Genomic DNA, 17,730 nt, shown 5'->3' with positions numbered 1-17,730 from the left:
ATATAATCGATCCTTATTACTATTATGCTAGAAAAAGTCAGATACGACTTACCTCAAGACGAAATCCCTACAGAATGGTACAATATTTTACCAGACTTACCGGAACCTTTACCTCCTCCTAAGGATGAATCTGGAAAATCTTTTGAAATACTAAAACAAGCACTACCATCAAAAGATCTTGAATATGAATTTAGTCAAGAAAGATATATTAAAATTCCAGAAGAAGTATTACAAAGATATCTTCAAATAGGAAGGCCTACTCCAATAATTAGGGCAAGAAAGCTAGAAGAATATCTTGGAGGCCATTTAAAGATTTTTATGAAAATGGAAAGTCACACTTATACTGGTTCACATAAGATAAATAGTGCGTTAGCTCACGCTTACTTCGCTTTGCAAGATAACGCAAAATTCGTTTCTACAGAAACAGGAGCTGGACAATGGGGTTCAGCTGTAGCTTTAGCAGCTGCCCTATTTCATATACCTGCTCACGTTTTCATGGTGAAGACTAGCTATTATGCTAAACCTTATAGGAGATACTTAGTTCAAATGTATGGAGCGCAAATACATCCTAGTCCATCAGAATTTACTAGATATGGTAAAGAAGTCTTACAAAAAGATCCCAATACACCTGGTTCCTTAGGAATAGCTATAACTGAAGCTGTAACTTATGCATTAGAAAACGGTGGAAAATATTTAGTAGGTAGTGTAGTTAATGCTGATATTTTGTATAAGACAATAGCTGGAATGGAAGCTAAAAAGCAAATGGAAATGATAGGAGAAGATCCGGATTATATTATAGGGGTAGTAGGTGGCGGATCAAATTATGCTGCCTTGGCTTATCCATTTTTAGGAGAAGAATTAAGGAAAGGAAAAGTTAGGAGAAAATACATTGCTTCCGGAGCTATTGAGGTACCTAAAATGACTCAAGGAGTTTATAGATACGATTATCCAGATACTGGCAAAGTCCTTCCTTTATTGAAGATGTATACTATAGGATCAGATTTTATTCCTCCACCCGTTTATGCAGGAGGACTTAGATACCATGCAGTAGCTCCTACATTATCTTTACTTATGAATAAAGGAATAGTAGAGGCAAGGGATTATCATCAAGAAGAAGCGTTTAAATGGGCAAAATTATTCTCTGAGGTTGAAGGTTGGGTTCCAGCTCCAGAAACTAGCCACGCTTTAGCGATTTTAGGAGAATTGAATGAGGAAGCCAAGAAATCTGGCGAAAAGAAGACTGTACTAATTAGCTTTTCTGGACACGGATTACTAGATCTAGGAAACTATGCAGATGTACTAGGATTTGATAAGAAATAAAATTTCATATAATTCACTTTTATATCTTTGATTTTTATTTTTTCCTATGAGAAGGATTTCCTTGGAAGAATATTTTTTAAATTATCTCCCTAAATTAGGTGAAAATGAATTATATATGTTCTACTTAATTTCAAGAGATAGAGAAGCAAAGAAAAAATTAGGATTTTCAATAGATAAAATACTTTTTAAAGTCAAGGAAAAATCAGAGCCGTTGAAAGCAATTAATATTTTAATTAGTTTAAGAGAACATCCAGAAATTTTTAAAGTAAGAGGGATCAAAGTTGAAAAATATTGGATTAAAATAATGCATGTTCTAAATCCAATAAATTATGCAAAGGCTTCACAAAAAGCAGTAGCCAGATATATAGAACAATGTAAAACAAGTCCAGATATTGAGAAATTTTACGAGTCTGAGCTAGCTAGAAACGTAGATTTTAAAATATTCATGATTGATATTGATGAAAAGAACCCTAGTATTATAGATTCATTGAAGAATATTAAACCAAGGCTCGTTATTACCACTAGGAGAGGATTTCATGTTCATGTTTGGAAAGAAGATATTGAAAATCCTAAAGAACTATTCAAACTGAAAAATGTAGAAATAAAAACAAGAAATTCTATAGAATATGTTCCTGGAATAGAACAAGGAAACTTTAAAGCTGAGGCATATCTTATAAACGATGTAGAAGAGATAAAACAATTAATATAGTCAAAATTTCATGTTTATAATAATTAAGTCATAGCTGTTCATAAGTTTTCAGTTACTCAATATGATCTTAATCTTTATTGTTCAGATTTTTTCGGAACCGCTAATGAGTATTAAAGACTTTTTAAAATACTAAATTTTAACCAATAGCATATATGTGGACAATTCTTATTATTATCTTTCTCGTTAATACTATACATGGGTAGACATTTTACTATATTAGTCTTGGTAACTATTGTAATTACTATAGCACTCTTAAGTTCTGTCTTAAATTCTCAAGTCAATGAACATATACATGACAAAAATTCATTCCACTTTGTAACACATAGTATTTCTAGGAATAAAGCTAATATAGCTTGGCATATTAGAAACTCAGTTGAATCTGCTTATAGAGATCATGATTCTATACTTAATAAACCCAGTGAAAAAAATTATATGTACAGTAAATTTCTGAATGTTTCATTTTCCTATAAAGTGATAGGGCAGAATTTACCAGAAACTCCAAAAATAGTTTTAGAATTTCCTAATGGCACAGGTATTATTTTAACGTTTAGTCAGAATCTTACACTTAAAGTACCTTATAATACAGAATATTATATTCAAAACATTATATGTCTTGGTAATGTAAGATGGGATACTAATAATATCACTTTTGGAAATATTACTACATCAGAAAATATTCCAATTATATATTATGAACAAGATTTAGTTACATTTAATTATACTGCACAAGGTACAGGATTTTCTCCACCACTAGTTACTTACTATTACTTTGGAAGTTTAGCTTTCGCTAGAACTCCTGCCACAGTATGGGTAGATTATAATTCCTCTTACTCATTTCCTAGTATAATTTCAACTTCCAATTCTGAAGAAAGATGGATAACTTCAGAAAATACTGGAATAATAAAATCGCCGACAAAAATAACCGTATACTACGAGAAGCAATACTATATTTCAGTTTCGTCAAGTATACCTGTTTTTGCTTTGGTTAATAGTGTTAATACTACTTTTTCTAGTGGTTGGTATGATGAAGGTACTTCTATTCAGATTGAGAATATTACGCAGTATTATAATTCTACTGTGAGAAGCGTAATTACATCAATATCGCCATCTTCATCTTTTATAGTAAATTCCTCGGAAACTATCAAGATAAATAGTGTAATTCAATATTATATTTCTGTTGTAATTTTTAAAAGTATATTTTCTAATATAGACATTGAATATAATATATATAGCACAGCTATTAATCAACCTGTATCTAGTATATTTCCTGGTCTGGAAAATACTAACTATACTGTTTTTGCTTTGGTTAATGGTGTTAATACTACTTTTTCTAGTGGTTGGTATGATGAAGGTACTTCTATTCAGATTGAGAATATTACGCAGTATTATAATTCTACTGTGAGAAGCGTAATTACATCAATTAGTGTAATTCCTTCAATGCATATAAATTATCTTATGCTATCTATACCATATAATGGTTCTAAATTTACAGTAAATGGGTCAGTAACTGTGTTAATATATACATTAACTCAATATTTGATAACGTTTCATTCTCCTTATGGAGTATCAGCATCAATAATAACACCCTCTGGCAAAACAAATGAAATTTTTATTCCTAATGGTACATCATCTATATGGGTTACTCCTAACTCTATTATAGACATTAATAGAATATCCCATATTTATATTAATATTAGTACTATTCCTAAATTTTTCGGTATAATTTTTCTACATAATGTTACCCAGATACCGTCGGAGAGAATTTTTGTAATTTCTGTAAACCCTGCTTTTAATATATCCGTTACGTCTCCATTAAATGTTTCAGTTAATGAGGTTCTACAGTTCTATGTAAATGTTACGTCCAAAATACCTATTAAAGCAATTATAAATGGAAAAGAAACTTACTTGAACTCTTCTTGGTATAATGATAGTACGAGAATATTTATATTGACTCAGTATCAAATAAGTCCTACAGAGAGATATGTTATAGCATCTTATCAACTCTCATATTTAGTGAATAAACCGCTTAATATTGTCATTAAAATAGAAAAGCAATATCTAGTTACTATAAACGGCGTATCGAAATGGTATAATGCTGGAAGTAGTATTTACTTAAGTGCTAAACTTCCTTTCTATGAGAGTGGAGAGTTCGAAGGCACGTATAAAGTTCCAGTAAACTCTTTTATCACGGTAAATCGTAGTATAACTGAGAATTTAGTAACATCACTTAATTTTGTAATATTAGGAGGAATAATAGGAATATTATTAATAACGATTACACTTAGCTTATTACTGATATTATCTGGAAAAAAATAAAATAGAGTTTTTATATTCTATTTTTCACTTTTAAAATATATTTTTCTATCGCTTCAGATTTTGGTCTAATGGAGAGAATCATTTTAGACAGTATAGCAGAATACGATACCCCTAAACTCGTTATTGCTACAAAAGCTAAGAACGACATAGTAACCATGGAAGGTAAGAATAATTGAGGGAATAAAACTTCTCTCCTTATTAATCCAGAATATCCATCATACATCATTAGAATAGCTAATGCAGTAGATGATAATTCCCATCCTATTATACCTGATAATACTAATTTGTCTATTTTTTTATTATCTCCATTTTCCCCTATAACTAAAAGGTAAAACGCTAAAGTAAAGCCAGGTATTAGGAAATCCCAAACTATTGAATGAAAACTTCCTACAACATAGTACGTATTATGTAAGAAAGGATCAATAGTATTAAATGGTAAAACAAATGAAAATGATGAAGCTAAAAATCCTATCAAACATACAATGCCTAAAACCTTTGTAAAACTAAACATTCTTTCGTAAAATAAAGGAATTACTAGATTTAAGAATATTATTCCAAGAAATCCTGAAAGTATTATGCTACAAAAATCAGAAAATTCTCTAAGATAAATACTAATTGGCCAAGTTTGTAAATGATTAGCAAAGATTGCGAAAGGCAATATGCTAACGGGATATTTAGACCAATTAATCCATTTTAAGCTAAATGGCTTCATAATGTAAGTTAAAACTCCTAGGATTCCAATTGTAAGATAATAAGTTGACGGCGAAGCATATTCCCAAAATAGTGATGTCAGTAAGATGGCTGAAAATTTCAATTTTATTAGAACATGTAGAATGTAAAGTATAGAAACACTACTTAAGAATGGTACTGAAAATACAATTAAGATCAATGATATTAAAGGAAATATATAAGCGATATTTTTCAAATTATTTTCCATTTTTAGGAGCAAGTAAATTCCAGCTATTTCTACACTTAACGATTCTATTAGAATTCCTAGATAGCTTATCCAAAAATATTTTCCATAAATTCCTATAAAATTGAAAGATTGGGTGCTTAAGGGATATAACATATACCATCCTATAATTGGACCGCCTAAGAAATACATTATTAAGCCTAAATTTGTAAAGACTGAAGAAAATAGCAATAAATGAAATGACAATTTTGTCTGACTTCTCTCCAAGAAGAAAAGTATTATAGCTAATGTAGAAAATTGAATAAAAGCTATCATACCAGAATCTCCATGTAGAGTTAAAAAGAAGTAATAGATTTCATCAAATTTTATTGATCCTTCATTTGTCAAATAAGTTCTAATATTCATAGCTCCAATGCCTGTAATCCCTAGCCATACTAATGCTAAAAGGAAGTACAGTGTAGATACTCTTATTTTAGGCATTATTTATCACCATAAAAGTATATATTATTATATCTTTATACATAAAAGTATATACAAGTTTATCATTTAAAGACTTTTTTATTGTTTATTTCTCATAATACATTATATTCTTGAAAAATAGTTAGAACTTACTTATAACACTTTAAAAGTTAAATAAACAAATATAAGTTCTCATTTTACTTTAATAAAAAAACTCATAGATAAGAAATAATTAAGAAAAATATTACGACTGAGCGTTTTCAGTTATTTTTACTTTGTTAGGAAAATATTTCAAGAATTTTTTAATTTTTGGATCTATTACCAGTTTACAATAAGGATAATTTCTATGTTTATCATAAAAATTATGATGATAGTCCTCGGCTTCATAAAATGCTTCAAAAGGTTTTAATTCAGTTACAACTTTTTTGCCTAATTCTTTTTCTACTTCTTTAATCATCTCTTCAGCAATTTTTCTTTGCTCTTCATTGTGATAAAGTATTATTGATCTATATTGTGTACCTACATCATTTCCTTGTCTATTTAGAGTAGTTGGATCATGAATAGCAAAAAATATTTCTAAGATTTCTTTATAAGAAATTATTGAAGGATCAAATGTTATTTGTACAACTTCTGCATGTCCAGTCTTATCCGTGCATACATCTTCGTATGTAGGATTTGGAACGTGACCACCAGAATATCCAGGTTTTACGCTAATTACTCCTTTAACTCTAGAATATACTGCTTCCGTACACCAGAAGCATCCTCCACCTAAAGTAGCTAATTCCATGAATAGTATTAGATTTTACTCATTTTTTAACTTATGATAAATAACGTTGAACTAATATAAGTACATTAACCTCTACTATAAAGAAAATCTCATCAATAATCTCAATAGTTTTCCTTAATTATTATACTTTTATGATTATTAGCATCAAAAACAGATTATTATGAAAGTATAGTGTATCATTATAACAAAATTTTAGTACTTCACCCCCAGAATATATATACAGGGGCTGAAGTTGTTATTTGATGAAAGACCTAAAACAAAAAGAGAAGACCTATTCGATAGGGAGAATGAATTAAATGGACTTCTTACGAACATATATAGACCGTTAATTGTTCTTTCCGGCGTAAGAAGAATTGGTAAAACTTCTCTTCTCTTAGTTGCGTTAAATGAAAGTAAACTTCCATTCATTTTAATAGATGCTAGAAAGCTAAAAGATAATTATGGATGGAAGGATATATACGAGTTATTCTCTCAAGCTTTGTCTTCCTCCCTAGATAAAATAGCTGATATTATAAGAAATATTAGGGGTGTAAGTATTTTAGGAACATCAGTGGAACTTTCATGGAAGGGAAAAAATTACGTTTCTTTGGCTGATCTTTTCGATCATTTGAATCAGAAGAGAATTATAATAGCTATTGATGAAGCTCAAAGGTTAAGAGGGCCTTTATCAAGAGAAGTTAAGGAGGCTATTGCGCATGCTTATGACTATGATAGAAATTTAACTTTCATTTTAACTGGATCAGAAGTTGGATTATTATATGACTTAATAGGAATAGAAAATGATAAATCTCCTCTTTATGGTAGATATTTTTATGAAATAAAACTTGATAGATTTTCAAAGGAAAAAGGAATAGAGTTTTTGAAAAAAGGATTTGAAGAGAACAAGAAAGAAGCCAATGAAAGCACAATAGAAGAAATTATAAATTTCTTTGATGGAATCCCAGGCTGGTTAACCTTAGCTGGTAACTATATTATTTCAGGAAAGAGCATAGAGGAAGTTAAGGAAATTAGCATAAGAATAGCTGTTAATGAGATTTCAAACCTAATTGAAAGTAAAAGAAATGTTTCAGAAATTGTAGCTAAAAGATATAAGAATACATTAAAATGTATTTCTGAAGGAAACAATTCTTGGACTAAGTTATATGATTGTCTTAGTAAAAGAGAGAATTCAACATTATCATCTAGTACCTTAAGTAATATTTTGCAACAACTTGAAAATATGAGTATAATTTACAATTATGACTTTTTAGATCCAGTTTATAAAGAGGCTGTTAAAAGGTTATAGGTATAAATTGACTTTTTATTTCAATAACTTTAAAACTAATAATAAAAATGCTATTATATTTTTAATTATCTATATAAATTTATTAAGAACAAATCATGAAAACCAAGGTAGAAAAAATTAAACACATTTCTTTTGAATTATAAAGCAAAGTTGAACAAATCTACTTCTTCCTTTTAACTCATAAAAACTTAATTCAATAAGTAAGAAAAGAAAAATTGTTTCTAGCATTACTGATTCTTATTCATTCTTGTCTCTTCCTAAAATTTTATAGAGTGATTCTTCCGATTTAGATAATTTACTTTCAGTATATATATTCCATAGTCTATTTAATACTGGTTTGCCAGCAATCTGTTCTAAACTCCATTCCTTAGCAAATTCTCCATTCCATATTTTTTCTGCCTCATCTTCAGTAATCCTTCTCAGAATATCATAGTACTTTTCCGCTCTACTAAATTGTCCATATTGGCTTGTGGTAGAGTGAAATTTCATTTGTTTAAATATTCCTACATCTGCCATAGCTCTTGCTATTTCAGCCAATTCTCCAGACGCGTAAAGTTCTAATATAGCAGCTTCTGGTGACGCACCATATTTTTCAGTAACAATATCAAAGTATGCCTTTATAGATGCTACAAGAATAGGAGCCCATGTATGTTCACTCAATAAATCTAATAGAGCCTCTTCTTCAAAAGACGACTTAACTGCTATTCCACCAGGTTTTCCTATTGCTCCTATACCTACTGCTAAAGCTTTAGCATATTCCCAAGCTTTACCAGAATAATCGTTTTTAACTCCTAGAAAAACTGGATATCCTTTTCCTTGCTTGTGAAGTAGTAATTCTCCTTCTCCTATCATCCTTGGAGCAACCATTATTACATCAGAAGTTTTTGGTGGAGAAATAAAACCAAAAGCAACATTGTAACCAGAGGCAAAATCTAAAATTAAGCCCTCCTTTTTATTTACTATACTTTCGACAGATTTGTAAACTTCTGGAGCAACTTCATCAGGAATTAGCATTAAAACTAAGTCTGCTCTTTCAAAAGCTTCTGGTATATCATAAACCTTAAAGCCATCTTTTTCAGCTTTCTTTGCATACTCGTCTCTAATATTTCCAACAATTACGTTTAGTCCATTATCTTTCATTATTGTTGCTTGAGCTGATCCTTGATTCCCATATCCTATTACAGCTATATCTTTATTTTTTAATATTGACAAATCGCCTTCTGTAATTAACTTTTCCATAAAAATAATATAGGGTTCAAAATTAAAAAAGAGAAACCTATCTTGTAAGGTTATGTTTCACCATAGAATTCCTTTAGTACTGTTTCCAAGGATTTTCCCTGCGATTTAGGTCCATATAATCCTCCTATTATTGCTGCTGCAATGAAGAACGCAGTGAATATTGCAGCTATAGCTGAATAGCCTATTATACTAAGTATTGTTGGTACAAATAAGCTCCATACGCCTATAGCAAATCTCATTGAAGCCCATGTTATTCCTTGGGCGGTATTTCTTATTTCAGTAGGAAATAGCTCTACTGACCACATCCTCGTTATAGGCCATAATCCGATACCTTGTCCAAAACCGAATAGAATAACGTTAGCAGCTGCAACTGCTAAAATTTTGAAAGGAAGTGTTATTGGTATAGCAAATGAAACTGCACATACTAAAGCGGAAATAGCATAAAGAATTCTTCTGCTTATTTTATCTGAGAATGGCATAGTTATAGCTAATATTCCTATAATTGCAGTAGCAAACCATCCTATATCTACTACATCTCCCAGAACAACACTTTTACTGCCTAAATCTTCTACGAAGAAAGGTAAGAAGAATCCAAATGTGCCTGCAGGTACTCCCCATAGAATATAAATAGGTATAATGAAAGCAAATCCTTTAAGTAGCCTAGAGATAGATATCTTACTAGAAGTTACATTCGCAGTATTTACATTTGAAGTATTCATAGAACTAGACGGAATAGGTTGTGAATTTGAAGATTGAGAATCTTTGTCTATGCTAGTAGGCGAAACTCCTAGTTTTTCCATTGCTTTCTTTACTTCAGTTTCTTTTCCTTTTACTGCAGACCATCTAGGTGACTCTATCATACCTCTTCTTAATATCCATGTTACTGCAGCCACTAGAGCCAAGCTTCCGAATAATACTCTAAATGAGTTTACTCCTAGAGGCGAAGTAGCTATTCCCAAGATTAGAATAACTATAGGTCCAATATACCAAAAAATATTAGTAAAAGACATTAATTTGCCTCTACCTACTTTTGGAGCGTATTCGGCTATCAACGACCAAGATGTAGGAACGTCAATACCTACTGCAAGTCCTATTAATATATAACCAGGAATTAGCATAAATATATTAGTACTAGCTGTGACTATTATTGCACCTATAAGTAAAATTATCAAGTCGTAAGTGTATATTGCTTTTCTCCCAAATCTGTCTCCTAAAGGTCCAGCTATTAAAGCTCCTATAAATGCTCCAAATGCATTAGGTCCTAATGCTGCTATAAGTCCTTGAACTAACGAAGCTAAATGGAAATATGTAATCCAGAAAGTTAGAGATGCTCCACCAGCTACTATTGATCCAGCATCTAGATAATCTCCCATTGCAGCTAATATTGTCCATCTATAGTGTATTCCCTTTATAGGTGAATTATCGAAAGGCGAAAAATCTTTACTCATAACAGTAACTCATTCTCTATATTTTTATTATCACATCCTTACAAGTAAGGATTGTTTAAATAGTATCTAATATTTCATATACTAAAATGTAAAACGTACTTATTTTTTAATTTATCTTAATTCTTTAAAACATTATATTATATGGTATAGATAACGCAAATTTTAAATTTCATATTTTATTCCAAATCCTTTTTCTTCATTTAGTCTAAAATATCCATTAATTGGTTTTGGAGGATTTAATACCTTATCTTCTAGCCACCTATATTTAGTCAGATATTCTGCAATTGGAGCTACACTTTCAGGCTCAGAAATTATAAAATGCAAATTGTAAATATTAGATGTATGAGGTATTACAATAGCTCCATAAGCTTCAGCTAATCCCGCAATCTTTTTCATTGGAGTAATTCCTCCAACCCATAATGCATCAGGCTGTAATATTCTAACTCCAGAATCTAAAAGCCTCTTGAAATCATAAATGTGATAATGATGCTCGCCAGCGGATATGGGTATATCAGTTTTTCTCGTTAGATATTTATATGATTCAAAATCATCTGGCAATAATGGTTCTTCTATCCAGCTCATTTCGTATTTTTCCAATTTTTTAAGCATTTTCAATGCAAAATGTAAATTCCAAGACATCCATGCGTCTCCAGCCAAATCTACGGAATAACCTATACTGTCTCTAATTATCTTGACTAAGTCAACATTTTTATCTACACCCAGAGGATCTGAAGGACCACAGCAGAATCTCATCTTCATTGCAGTATAGCCTTGATCTATGTAACTTTTAGCTTCATTCTCTAAAGCTTCCTTATTTGTAGGATGTAGGTGACTAGCGTAAGCTCTAATCTTATCTCTAGTTTTTCCTCCTAATAATTCATAAACTGGTATTCCGAGAAATTTAGCGTAAGCATCGTACATTAGAAGATTAATAGCACTTATTCCATGAAGTACTATGCCTGCTCTACCTATAGGTAAAGTATATCTATATAGTAAATCCCATGCCATATTTATTTTAGAAAGATCTATCCCTTGAACTACATTAGCTAATTGACTAACAACTAAATTACACACTTCTTCAGAAGTTTCCACTATAGACGAGATTTCCTCATTTTCGGTTTCTAATTTCAAAAAACAGATCTTATCCATAAAAGCTGATTGAAAAGGATTAAACGTACCTAAATACTCATTATAATAATCAGTTGGTTTTGCATATGGAAAGTTTTCTCTTAAGACATGTTCTGTTTTGATGACGTTTATTTTACTGATTTTCATGAGATCATATTTTATAATCAAAAAATTTAATTACATAACCATACTTGTCCACTATCTGATTCTATTATAAAATAAGTTGTTTTCTCTTAAATTTTTGGAAAATATTCCATATATCTATTTATATTTTCTGGATCATAGGCAGGAATTACAATATTACATTCGTTTTGCATGTATTTATAAGATTCTATACATTCGTATACATTTTCTGCTATACCTATTGGTATGTTTTGCTCATAGTTAGCCATAAGAAACGCTGAGTCACTAATGCAAATTTTCTTATTATTGTAGTATAATTTAATTAACATAGAGCTTCTGTGATGACATCCTATCCATTTAACGTAAATATCATCTATCACTTTTTGATTTTCAACTAATTTAATTCTATTCCATGCTTCTTCAAACAAATAATTCCTAATAATTTTTGGAAAATATATATCTCTATTTAGAAATGGAGAAGGTAAAGGATTAACCACATCATGATACCATCCCGTTTGAGAAAAGTATATGTATGCATTTTTAAATAAATTGAGTCTACCAATAGTATAATCTTGAAATGGAGTAATAACTATATGAGAAATATCTCCCACAGTTAAATTGATTTTATTAAGTATATTTTCTATTTTCTCATCTTCATTAAAGGAAAAATTGCATCTATTGCTTCCTGCCCATTCATGTAAAAACTTATTTCTTAGGCTAAGATCATCTGGCAATCCAGTATTTATTAAAATGTATCCTTCAGTAGTATCTAATAAGAAAGAGTAAAAGTATAACCTATACCATTTATTAAAATCTCTCATCCAGAATACTTCTGCACCTGGTACTTCGCCATGATCTCCTACTTTAAACATATAAATTCTCTTTATCATAGAGAAGATAAACTAAAGCAGTAGTTAATAAAGACTATTCCTTACAAGTAAAGTTATTTACAATTAAAATTATCCAAAAAGCCATGAACATTAAATTGTAGATACAGTTTATTAGTTCTAGAAAGTTTTATATTGATATTAGTTGTAATAAATTTGTTAGCTCAATTTTCTAGGAAATAAAAATATTTTTACGGGGTAAAAACTTGCCTTCCTAGGACATCTCCTTTCTCAAGTTCCTTTAACCCTTCATTTATTTCTTCCAGTTTCCTCTTTATAACAAATGGTTTTACAAACCCTTTCTTAGTCAGATTAACTATCTCGCCTAATTCATTCATTGTACCATAATTACTTCCTATCAAGGTATATTCCCATACTACGCTATCAAATGTTGGCATCCTTAAACTATTTCCTTCCATACCTACTTCTATTATCCCACCCCCACTTTCTAGGTTTCGAGATATCAAGAAAGTTGACTCTTCAGAACCTACAAAATCAATTGCTACTGAAGCTCCATTTTCATTAATTTTCCTTATGGTCTCATTTAATTTTTCTGGAGTTGAGGGTATTCCACCAAGTTTCTCTATAAGTTCAAGCTTATTTTTTGATCTTGCTACAGCTACTATGTTAACGTAAGGGGCTAGAGCTTTAATTATTTGTATAGCATAAATTCCTAATCCACCAAAGCCATAAAGAATTATTGTAGAGTCAGTTTGCAGGAATTTTAGTGCCTTCTTTACAGCAGAAAATGAAGTTAAACCAGCATCAGCTAATGGTGCAGCTAATACTGGATCAATATCTATTTTATATAGGAACCTAAAATTAGGTACATACATATATTCAGAAAATCCACCATTATATATTGACTGACCTGGAATAGTTTGATTCTTGCAAAGCATATATTTGCCATCTCTACAATACTTACAAGTAAGATCTCCCCATACCGCATATACTATTACCTTATCATTCTTTTTTAAACCTTCTACATTTTCTCCAGTTTCTATTACAGTACCTGCAACTTCATGCCCTAAAACGAAAGGCAACTTTAAACCAGGTCTAGGCTCTGTTCCTTTCCATAATCTTAAATCAGTTCTACACATACCAGCTCCTTCTACCCTTATAAGTACTGACTCATCTCTAATTTCTGGTATGTTTATGTTTCCTATTTCAATTGGCTTTCCAAATTCCTTCAATATCGCAGCTTTAGATTCCATATATCAATAAATTTTATTATGTCTTTAAATCAGTATCCTTACAAAGAAGGAATAGAAATAAACATTATAGGATATATGTATTCTTATCATATAAAAAAGATAGTAAATTAAAAGTATGAATATACTTATATCTGATAATAGAGATAAAAAATCCATAATTTTTATTAATAAAAAATGTATTATTTCATATCATTTAGAAATTTCTTCTAATTTTTTACCAGTTGTGCTAGGTCCTAGAATACCTATATCTAATCCTACTATAGCTATGAACATCCAGATAATTCCGAACGTAGCTAATAGACCATGAGGTAGGAAAAATGCCGCAATTAACAATACCAATATTGATGTAGAGAATCTACTGACACTATATACTAATCCAGCACCACTTGATCTTACTCTAGTAGGAAATATTTCTACTTGATAAGTATGGAAGAAGTTAGAAAAGTTCCACAGAGTAAAAGCTACTAGAAATCCTAATATAACTGTTAATAAATTGCTATCAACTAATGCAAAAATAGTACCTAAAACACCAGCAACTATTGCAGATAGTATTATTCCATATTTTCTTGATATTTTATCTATTATAAAGATATTAAATATACTACCGACTATAAATCCAGTATAGATTATCATTGTGAAGAATAAAGTATTTACTAAACTTATTCCCTTAGCTAATAGTAATTCAGGAGCTAAACTAACAAAACCATAAAATATTCCACTCTGGAAAAACTGAAAAATTAGCATCATTATTGTTCTCTTTCTTAAATCTTTAGAAAATAATTCCTTAAAATGAGATTTTGTTTCCCCAGAATCAATTAAGGGAGCTTGAGGTAATTTGCCGTACTTTTTCTCAGCGTAATTTTCCCATTTTTCCACTATTTTATTAGCTTCTTCAAATTTTCCTTTTGACTCTAACCATCTAGGAGACTCGTCTAACTTTGTTCTTAATGCCCACACTACTATAGCAGAAGCACCCATAAACCATAACGGAATTCTCCATGAATAGTAACCAAAACCAGAAGAATAATAACTTAAATAAGCTATAACTGGAGCTGAAGTAACGGCTAAAGTGTACACTAATGCTACTCCTCTACCTCTTAATTTGCCAGGCATCATCTCTGAACTATAAGCATCAACTACTGGAAATTCTCCTCCTACTCCAATTCCAGAAATAAAAATGAAAGACGCTATAGCGTATATATTATTCATGAAGCCAGCAATAATTGAAGCTATTCCAAATATTAATAAATCATATAGGAATACAAATCTTCTTCCTTTCAAATCGCTTAATCTTCCGAATAATATACTACCCACTGTTTCACCTAAAAAGAACGACGTAGTAACTGCAGTAACTGCAATAGCTAAAGACGTAGTTTTAGCTAATAATGCAGCTATAACTCCATTTCCTAATAGCATCATCGTTTCAACCCATTCTCCGCCCATTATAAGCAGAAGAAATTCTGTATGCATTAGAGTAAATGGAAGTCTTTCTAATCTTCCTATAGAATTAATTTGTGATTTCTTCTCTTCAGTCATCGCAAAAAAATGATAGTTACCGTGGTAAATAAGCAAAAAATAAGAAAAAAGCGTATATCATTTCTTTTCTTACTAGCATAATCATTAAATAAGTTTGAAATATACTAATAAGAAAAGTAAAAGCTTATACAGTTCTAGAAAAATATATATTTTGGTTTTTATACTTAAAGCAAAAGATATTTATCCATTTTACTCCTTATCTTAAAAATAGTTTGATTCTGAAATTACATTTACTGTCTAGTATTCATTACCTTTACATTCATTTGTTCAAAGCGTGTATAACTAGTAAGGTGCAATGCTTATTATGGTAAATTTTAATCTATAATCATGATTGAAGAAGGCCAATTAGATTTCATTAGAAGACTAGTTTTTAAGTATTTGATGGAGGATTACATGCCTTTCCCTGTAAATAAAACGTCTTGTTACGAGTGGGCAAATGGTTTAAATATTAAAAAAGGAGGAGAAACTATTCTTTATACTGGTTGTTCTTATCAATTAGCATCAATAGGTCAGAAATTTGACGATTTTCTACCAAAAATATATAAAATAAAAGGAATAGAAAGTCTATCAACTTTCGGAAAGAAATTCCTTAAAATTAGGGATGAAAGAGCTATTAAAATTCTAAAAAACATTTCATTATTGTTAAAGAAAGCCAACGTAGATTTTGGATATTTATATGAAGATGAACCATATAGTGGTACTATACTTCTTGAAATGGGAATGCTCGAAGAATTTAAGGAATATGGAAAGAAACTCATTGATCTATTTAATTCTCATGGAGTAAAGAATATAATAACAGTCGATCCTCATACTCATTATACTTTATATAGATTAAAGGAATTACTTTCTTTTGATGTAGAAATAAAGAATTATTTAGAGATATTATCAGGAAAAGACTTACATTCTACATATAAAGAAGAATACGTATTTCACGACTCTTGCTTATATTCTAGATTTTTAGGAATGAGGGACGTAATAAGAGAAGTGATCAAGAATGCAGGAATAACAATAAAAGAAGACGATATGATTACGGGAAAGGAAACTTCTATGTGTTGTGGTGGTCCATTAGCTCCAATAAATAAAGAGATTAGTGAAAAAATAGCAAAAAATAGAGCAGAATCTTTAAAAACAGTTAGCAAAAAAGTTTTGTTAGCATGTCCCTTTTGTTACGTTAACCTTTCTCCGTATGTCGAATCTTATGATATAGCTGAGGTGATAAGTAATGAGTGATTGGGATATAGCAATAAAGAGAGGAATTGAACATAATATACCAAGAGTATATAAAGTTCTGAAAGAACATCCCTATCTAGAGGATTTGGCAAGAAAAGTAAGGGAAGGAAAGATAGAGGTTCTAAGTAAATTAGACTATTACATTGATATGACAATGAAGTCTGTAGAGAGTATAGGAGGTAAGGCATACTTTGCAGAAAATACAGAGGACGTAAGAGAAATAGTAGGCAAAATAGTTGGAACTAATAAAAAAGTAGTTTTAGGAAAATCAATGGTAGCTTATGAATCTGGAATAAGGAAGTATCTTCAATCTAAAGGAAATGAAGTATGGGAAACAGACTTAGGGGAATTACTAATACAGTTAGCTGATGAACCACCATCTCATATTATAGCTCCTGCAGTTCATATGACGAAAGAGAGAATAAGAGATCTAATTAAAGAAAAGTTAGGCGTTGACCCTGGAGATACGCATGAAGATATTGTAAAAGTTGCTAGAGATTTTCTCAGACAGAAATTCCTTACAGCAGATATAGGGATAACTGGAGCTAATGCTGTAGCAGCAGATAGTGGATCAATTGTTTTAGTTGAAAATGAGGGAAATATAAGAATGACTACTGTAGTTCCCCCTATTCATATAGCAATTACTGGAGTGGAGAAGATCTTGCCCAATCTAGAATACGCTATGAATGAAGCTTTAGTTCAAGCTGCATATGCTGGCCTATATCCTCCTACTTATGTAAATATTACATCTGGTCCATCTTCGACTGGTGATGTAGAACAGAAAAGAGTGTCTCCAGCTCACGGACCAAAAGAATTTCATCTTATTCTCGTTGATAATGGAAGAAAAAAAGCTAATGAAGATCCTGTATTGAGAGAAGCACTTTTGTGTATAAGATGCGGTAGATGTCATTTCCACTGTCCAGTTTATAGGGCTATAGATGGCAAAATGGGAGATCCACCATATTCTGGGCCAATGGGTGCTATGTGGAGTGGAATAGTTTATCAAGATTATAAGCCTGCATTATTGTGTAGTCATGCTGGAAATTGTAGAGAAGTATGTCCAATGAAAATAAATATACCTAAGGTTTTAGAATATCTAAAATCGAAATATTTTGAATCAATAAGAAAACAATAAG

General features: G+C 30.7%; 14 protein-coding genes. 6 read left to right on the top strand and 8 right to left on the bottom strand.

The genetic code is table 11. The features are described from left to right. Positions 1 to 24: 24 nt before the first annotated feature. The 3 genes from B6F84_RS05720 to B6F84_RS05710 all read left to right on the top strand — a co-directional run bounded on the left by B6F84_RS05720 (position 25) and on the right by B6F84_RS05710 (position 4,345). On the top strand, positions 25 to 1,320 hold the full coding sequence (locus tag B6F84_RS05720; RefSeq protein ID WP_148691354.1) for a TrpB-like pyridoxal phosphate-dependent enzyme: 1,296 nt from the start codon (positions 25 to 27) through the stop codon (positions 1,318 to 1,320). 61 nt (positions 1,321 to 1,381) lie between these two features. After that, entirely contained in the window at positions 1,382 to 2,029 is a 648-nt protein-coding gene (locus B6F84_RS05715) for a hypothetical protein (protein WP_236749091.1), read from the top strand. A gap of 195 nt (positions 2,030 to 2,224) precedes the next feature. After that, on the top strand, positions 2,225 to 4,345 hold the full coding sequence (locus B6F84_RS05710) for a hypothetical protein (RefSeq protein WP_148691352.1): 2,121 nt from the start codon (positions 2,225 to 2,227) through the stop codon (positions 4,343 to 4,345). A 10-nt stretch (positions 4,346 to 4,355) separates the two neighbouring features. On the opposite strand, the gene B6F84_RS05705 is transcribed toward B6F84_RS05710, so the two are convergent. Both B6F84_RS05705 and msrA read right to left on the bottom strand, forming a co-directional pair. After that, complete coding sequence (locus B6F84_RS05705) at positions 4,356 to 5,738, bottom strand: cbb3-type cytochrome c oxidase subunit I (RefSeq protein ID WP_148691351.1); 1,383 nt, start codon at positions 5,736 to 5,738, stop codon at positions 4,356 to 4,358. Between the two features lie 223 nt (positions 5,739 to 5,961). Beyond that, positions 5,962 to 6,504, bottom strand: a complete 543-nt coding sequence (gene msrA, locus B6F84_RS05700) for a peptide-methionine (S)-S-oxide reductase MsrA (RefSeq protein WP_148691350.1) — start codon at positions 6,502 to 6,504, stop codon at positions 5,962 to 5,964. 232 nt (positions 6,505 to 6,736) lie between these two features. On the opposite strand from msrA, the gene B6F84_RS05695 reads away from it, so the two are divergent. Next, on the top strand, positions 6,737 to 7,789 hold the full coding sequence (locus B6F84_RS05695; RefSeq protein ID WP_148691349.1) for an AAA family ATPase: 1,053 nt from the start codon (positions 6,737 to 6,739) through the stop codon (positions 7,787 to 7,789). A gap of 237 nt (positions 7,790 to 8,026) precedes the next feature. Here B6F84_RS05695 and B6F84_RS05690 read toward each other — a convergent pair whose 3' ends face one another. The 6 genes from B6F84_RS05690 to B6F84_RS05665 form a co-directional block, all read right to left on the bottom strand. Continuing rightward, complete coding sequence (locus B6F84_RS05690) at positions 8,027 to 9,028, bottom strand: NAD(P)-dependent oxidoreductase (protein ID WP_148691348.1); 1,002 nt, start codon at positions 9,026 to 9,028, stop codon at positions 8,027 to 8,029. A gap of 50 nt (positions 9,029 to 9,078) precedes the next feature. Then, positions 9,079 to 10,476: an MFS transporter gene (locus tag B6F84_RS05685; protein WP_148691347.1), complete on the bottom strand. Its 1,398-nt coding sequence runs from the start codon at positions 10,474 to 10,476 to the stop codon at positions 9,079 to 9,081. Positions 10,477 to 10,638: 162 nt separating this feature from the next. Then, on the bottom strand, positions 10,639 to 11,751 hold the full coding sequence (locus tag B6F84_RS05680) for an L-rhamnonate dehydratase (RefSeq protein WP_148691346.1): 1,113 nt from the start codon (positions 11,749 to 11,751) through the stop codon (positions 10,639 to 10,641). 86 nt (positions 11,752 to 11,837) lie between these two features. Beyond that, a complete protein-coding gene (locus B6F84_RS05675; RefSeq protein ID WP_236749089.1) occupies positions 11,838 to 12,599 on the bottom strand; it encodes an MBL fold metallo-hydrolase in 762 nt (253 codons plus the stop codon). Positions 12,600 to 12,805: 206 nt separating this feature from the next. Next, the gene (locus tag B6F84_RS05670; protein ID WP_148691344.1) at positions 12,806 to 13,828 is read right to left on the bottom strand and encodes an NAD(P)-dependent alcohol dehydrogenase; all 1,023 of its coding nucleotides are present in this window, start codon (positions 13,826 to 13,828) and stop codon (positions 12,806 to 12,808) included. A 189-nt stretch (positions 13,829 to 14,017) separates the two neighbouring features. Beyond that, positions 14,018 to 15,364 (bottom strand): MFS transporter, encoded by a 1,347-nt coding sequence (locus B6F84_RS05665; protein ID WP_148691343.1) that lies wholly within the window; start codon positions 15,362 to 15,364, stop codon positions 14,018 to 14,020. Positions 15,365 to 15,691: 327 nt separating this feature from the next. Here B6F84_RS05665 and B6F84_RS05660 point away from each other — a divergent pair, with 327 nt between their 5' ends. Further along, positions 15,692 to 16,594, top strand: a complete 903-nt coding sequence (locus tag B6F84_RS05660) for a heterodisulfide reductase-related iron-sulfur binding cluster (RefSeq protein WP_148691342.1) — start codon at positions 15,692 to 15,694, stop codon at positions 16,592 to 16,594. Then, positions 16,587 to 17,729 carry an LUD domain-containing protein gene (locus B6F84_RS05655; protein WP_148691341.1) on the top strand — a complete coding sequence of 381 codons (1,143 nt, stop codon included), beginning with the start codon at positions 16,587 to 16,589 and terminating at the stop codon, positions 17,727 to 17,729. The genes B6F84_RS05660 and B6F84_RS05655 overlap by 8 nt, the downstream gene beginning before the upstream one ends. The last annotated feature ends 1 nt before the right edge of the window (position 17,730 follow it).

This window comes from Acidianus manzaensis (genome assembly GCF_002116695.1).
In the GTDB taxonomy this organism is placed as follows: Archaea; Thermoproteota; Thermoprotei_A; order Sulfolobales; family Sulfolobaceae; genus Acidianus; species Acidianus manzaensis.
This window is presented reverse-complemented; position numbering and strand designations above follow the sequence as displayed.

What these genes read in the sequence shown, in the direction of transcription:
- B6F84_RS05705 (WP_148691351.1), bottom strand. Translation starts at nt 5,738, where the DNA reads ATGCCTAAAATAAGAGTATCTACACTGTACTTCCTTTTAGCATTAGTA.
- B6F84_RS05665 (WP_148691343.1), bottom strand. Translation starts at nt 15,364, where the DNA reads ATGACTGAAGAGAAGAAATCACAAATTAATTCTATAGGAAGATTAGAA.
- msrA (WP_148691350.1), bottom strand. Translation starts at nt 6,504, where the DNA reads ATGGAATTAGCTACTTTAGGTGGAGGATGCTTCTGGTGTACGGAAGCA.
- B6F84_RS05710 (WP_148691352.1), top strand. Translation starts at nt 2,225, where the DNA reads ATGGGTAGACATTTTACTATATTAGTCTTGGTAACTATTGTAATTACT.
- B6F84_RS05690 (WP_148691348.1), bottom strand. Translation starts at nt 9,028, where the DNA reads ATGGAAAAGTTAATTACAGAAGGCGATTTGTCAATATTAAAAAATAAA.
- B6F84_RS05660 (WP_148691342.1), top strand. Translation starts at nt 15,692, where the DNA reads ATGATTGAAGAAGGCCAATTAGATTTCATTAGAAGACTAGTTTTTAAG.
- B6F84_RS05720 (WP_148691354.1), top strand. Translation starts at nt 25, where the DNA reads ATGCTAGAAAAAGTCAGATACGACTTACCTCAAGACGAAATCCCTACA.
- B6F84_RS05670 (WP_148691344.1), bottom strand. Translation starts at nt 13,828, where the DNA reads ATGGAATCTAAAGCTGCGATATTGAAGGAATTTGGAAAGCCAATTGAA.
- B6F84_RS05675 (WP_236749089.1), bottom strand. Translation starts at nt 12,599, where the DNA reads ATGTTTAAAGTAGGAGATCATGGCGAAGTACCAGGTGCAGAAGTATTC.
- B6F84_RS05655 (WP_148691341.1), top strand. Translation starts at nt 16,587, where the DNA reads ATGAGTGATTGGGATATAGCAATAAAGAGAGGAATTGAACATAATATA.
- B6F84_RS05680 (WP_148691346.1), bottom strand. Translation starts at nt 11,751, where the DNA reads ATGAAAATCAGTAAAATAAACGTCATCAAAACAGAACATGTCTTAAGA.
- B6F84_RS05685 (WP_148691347.1), bottom strand. Translation starts at nt 10,476, where the DNA reads ATGAGTAAAGATTTTTCGCCTTTCGATAATTCACCTATAAAGGGAATA.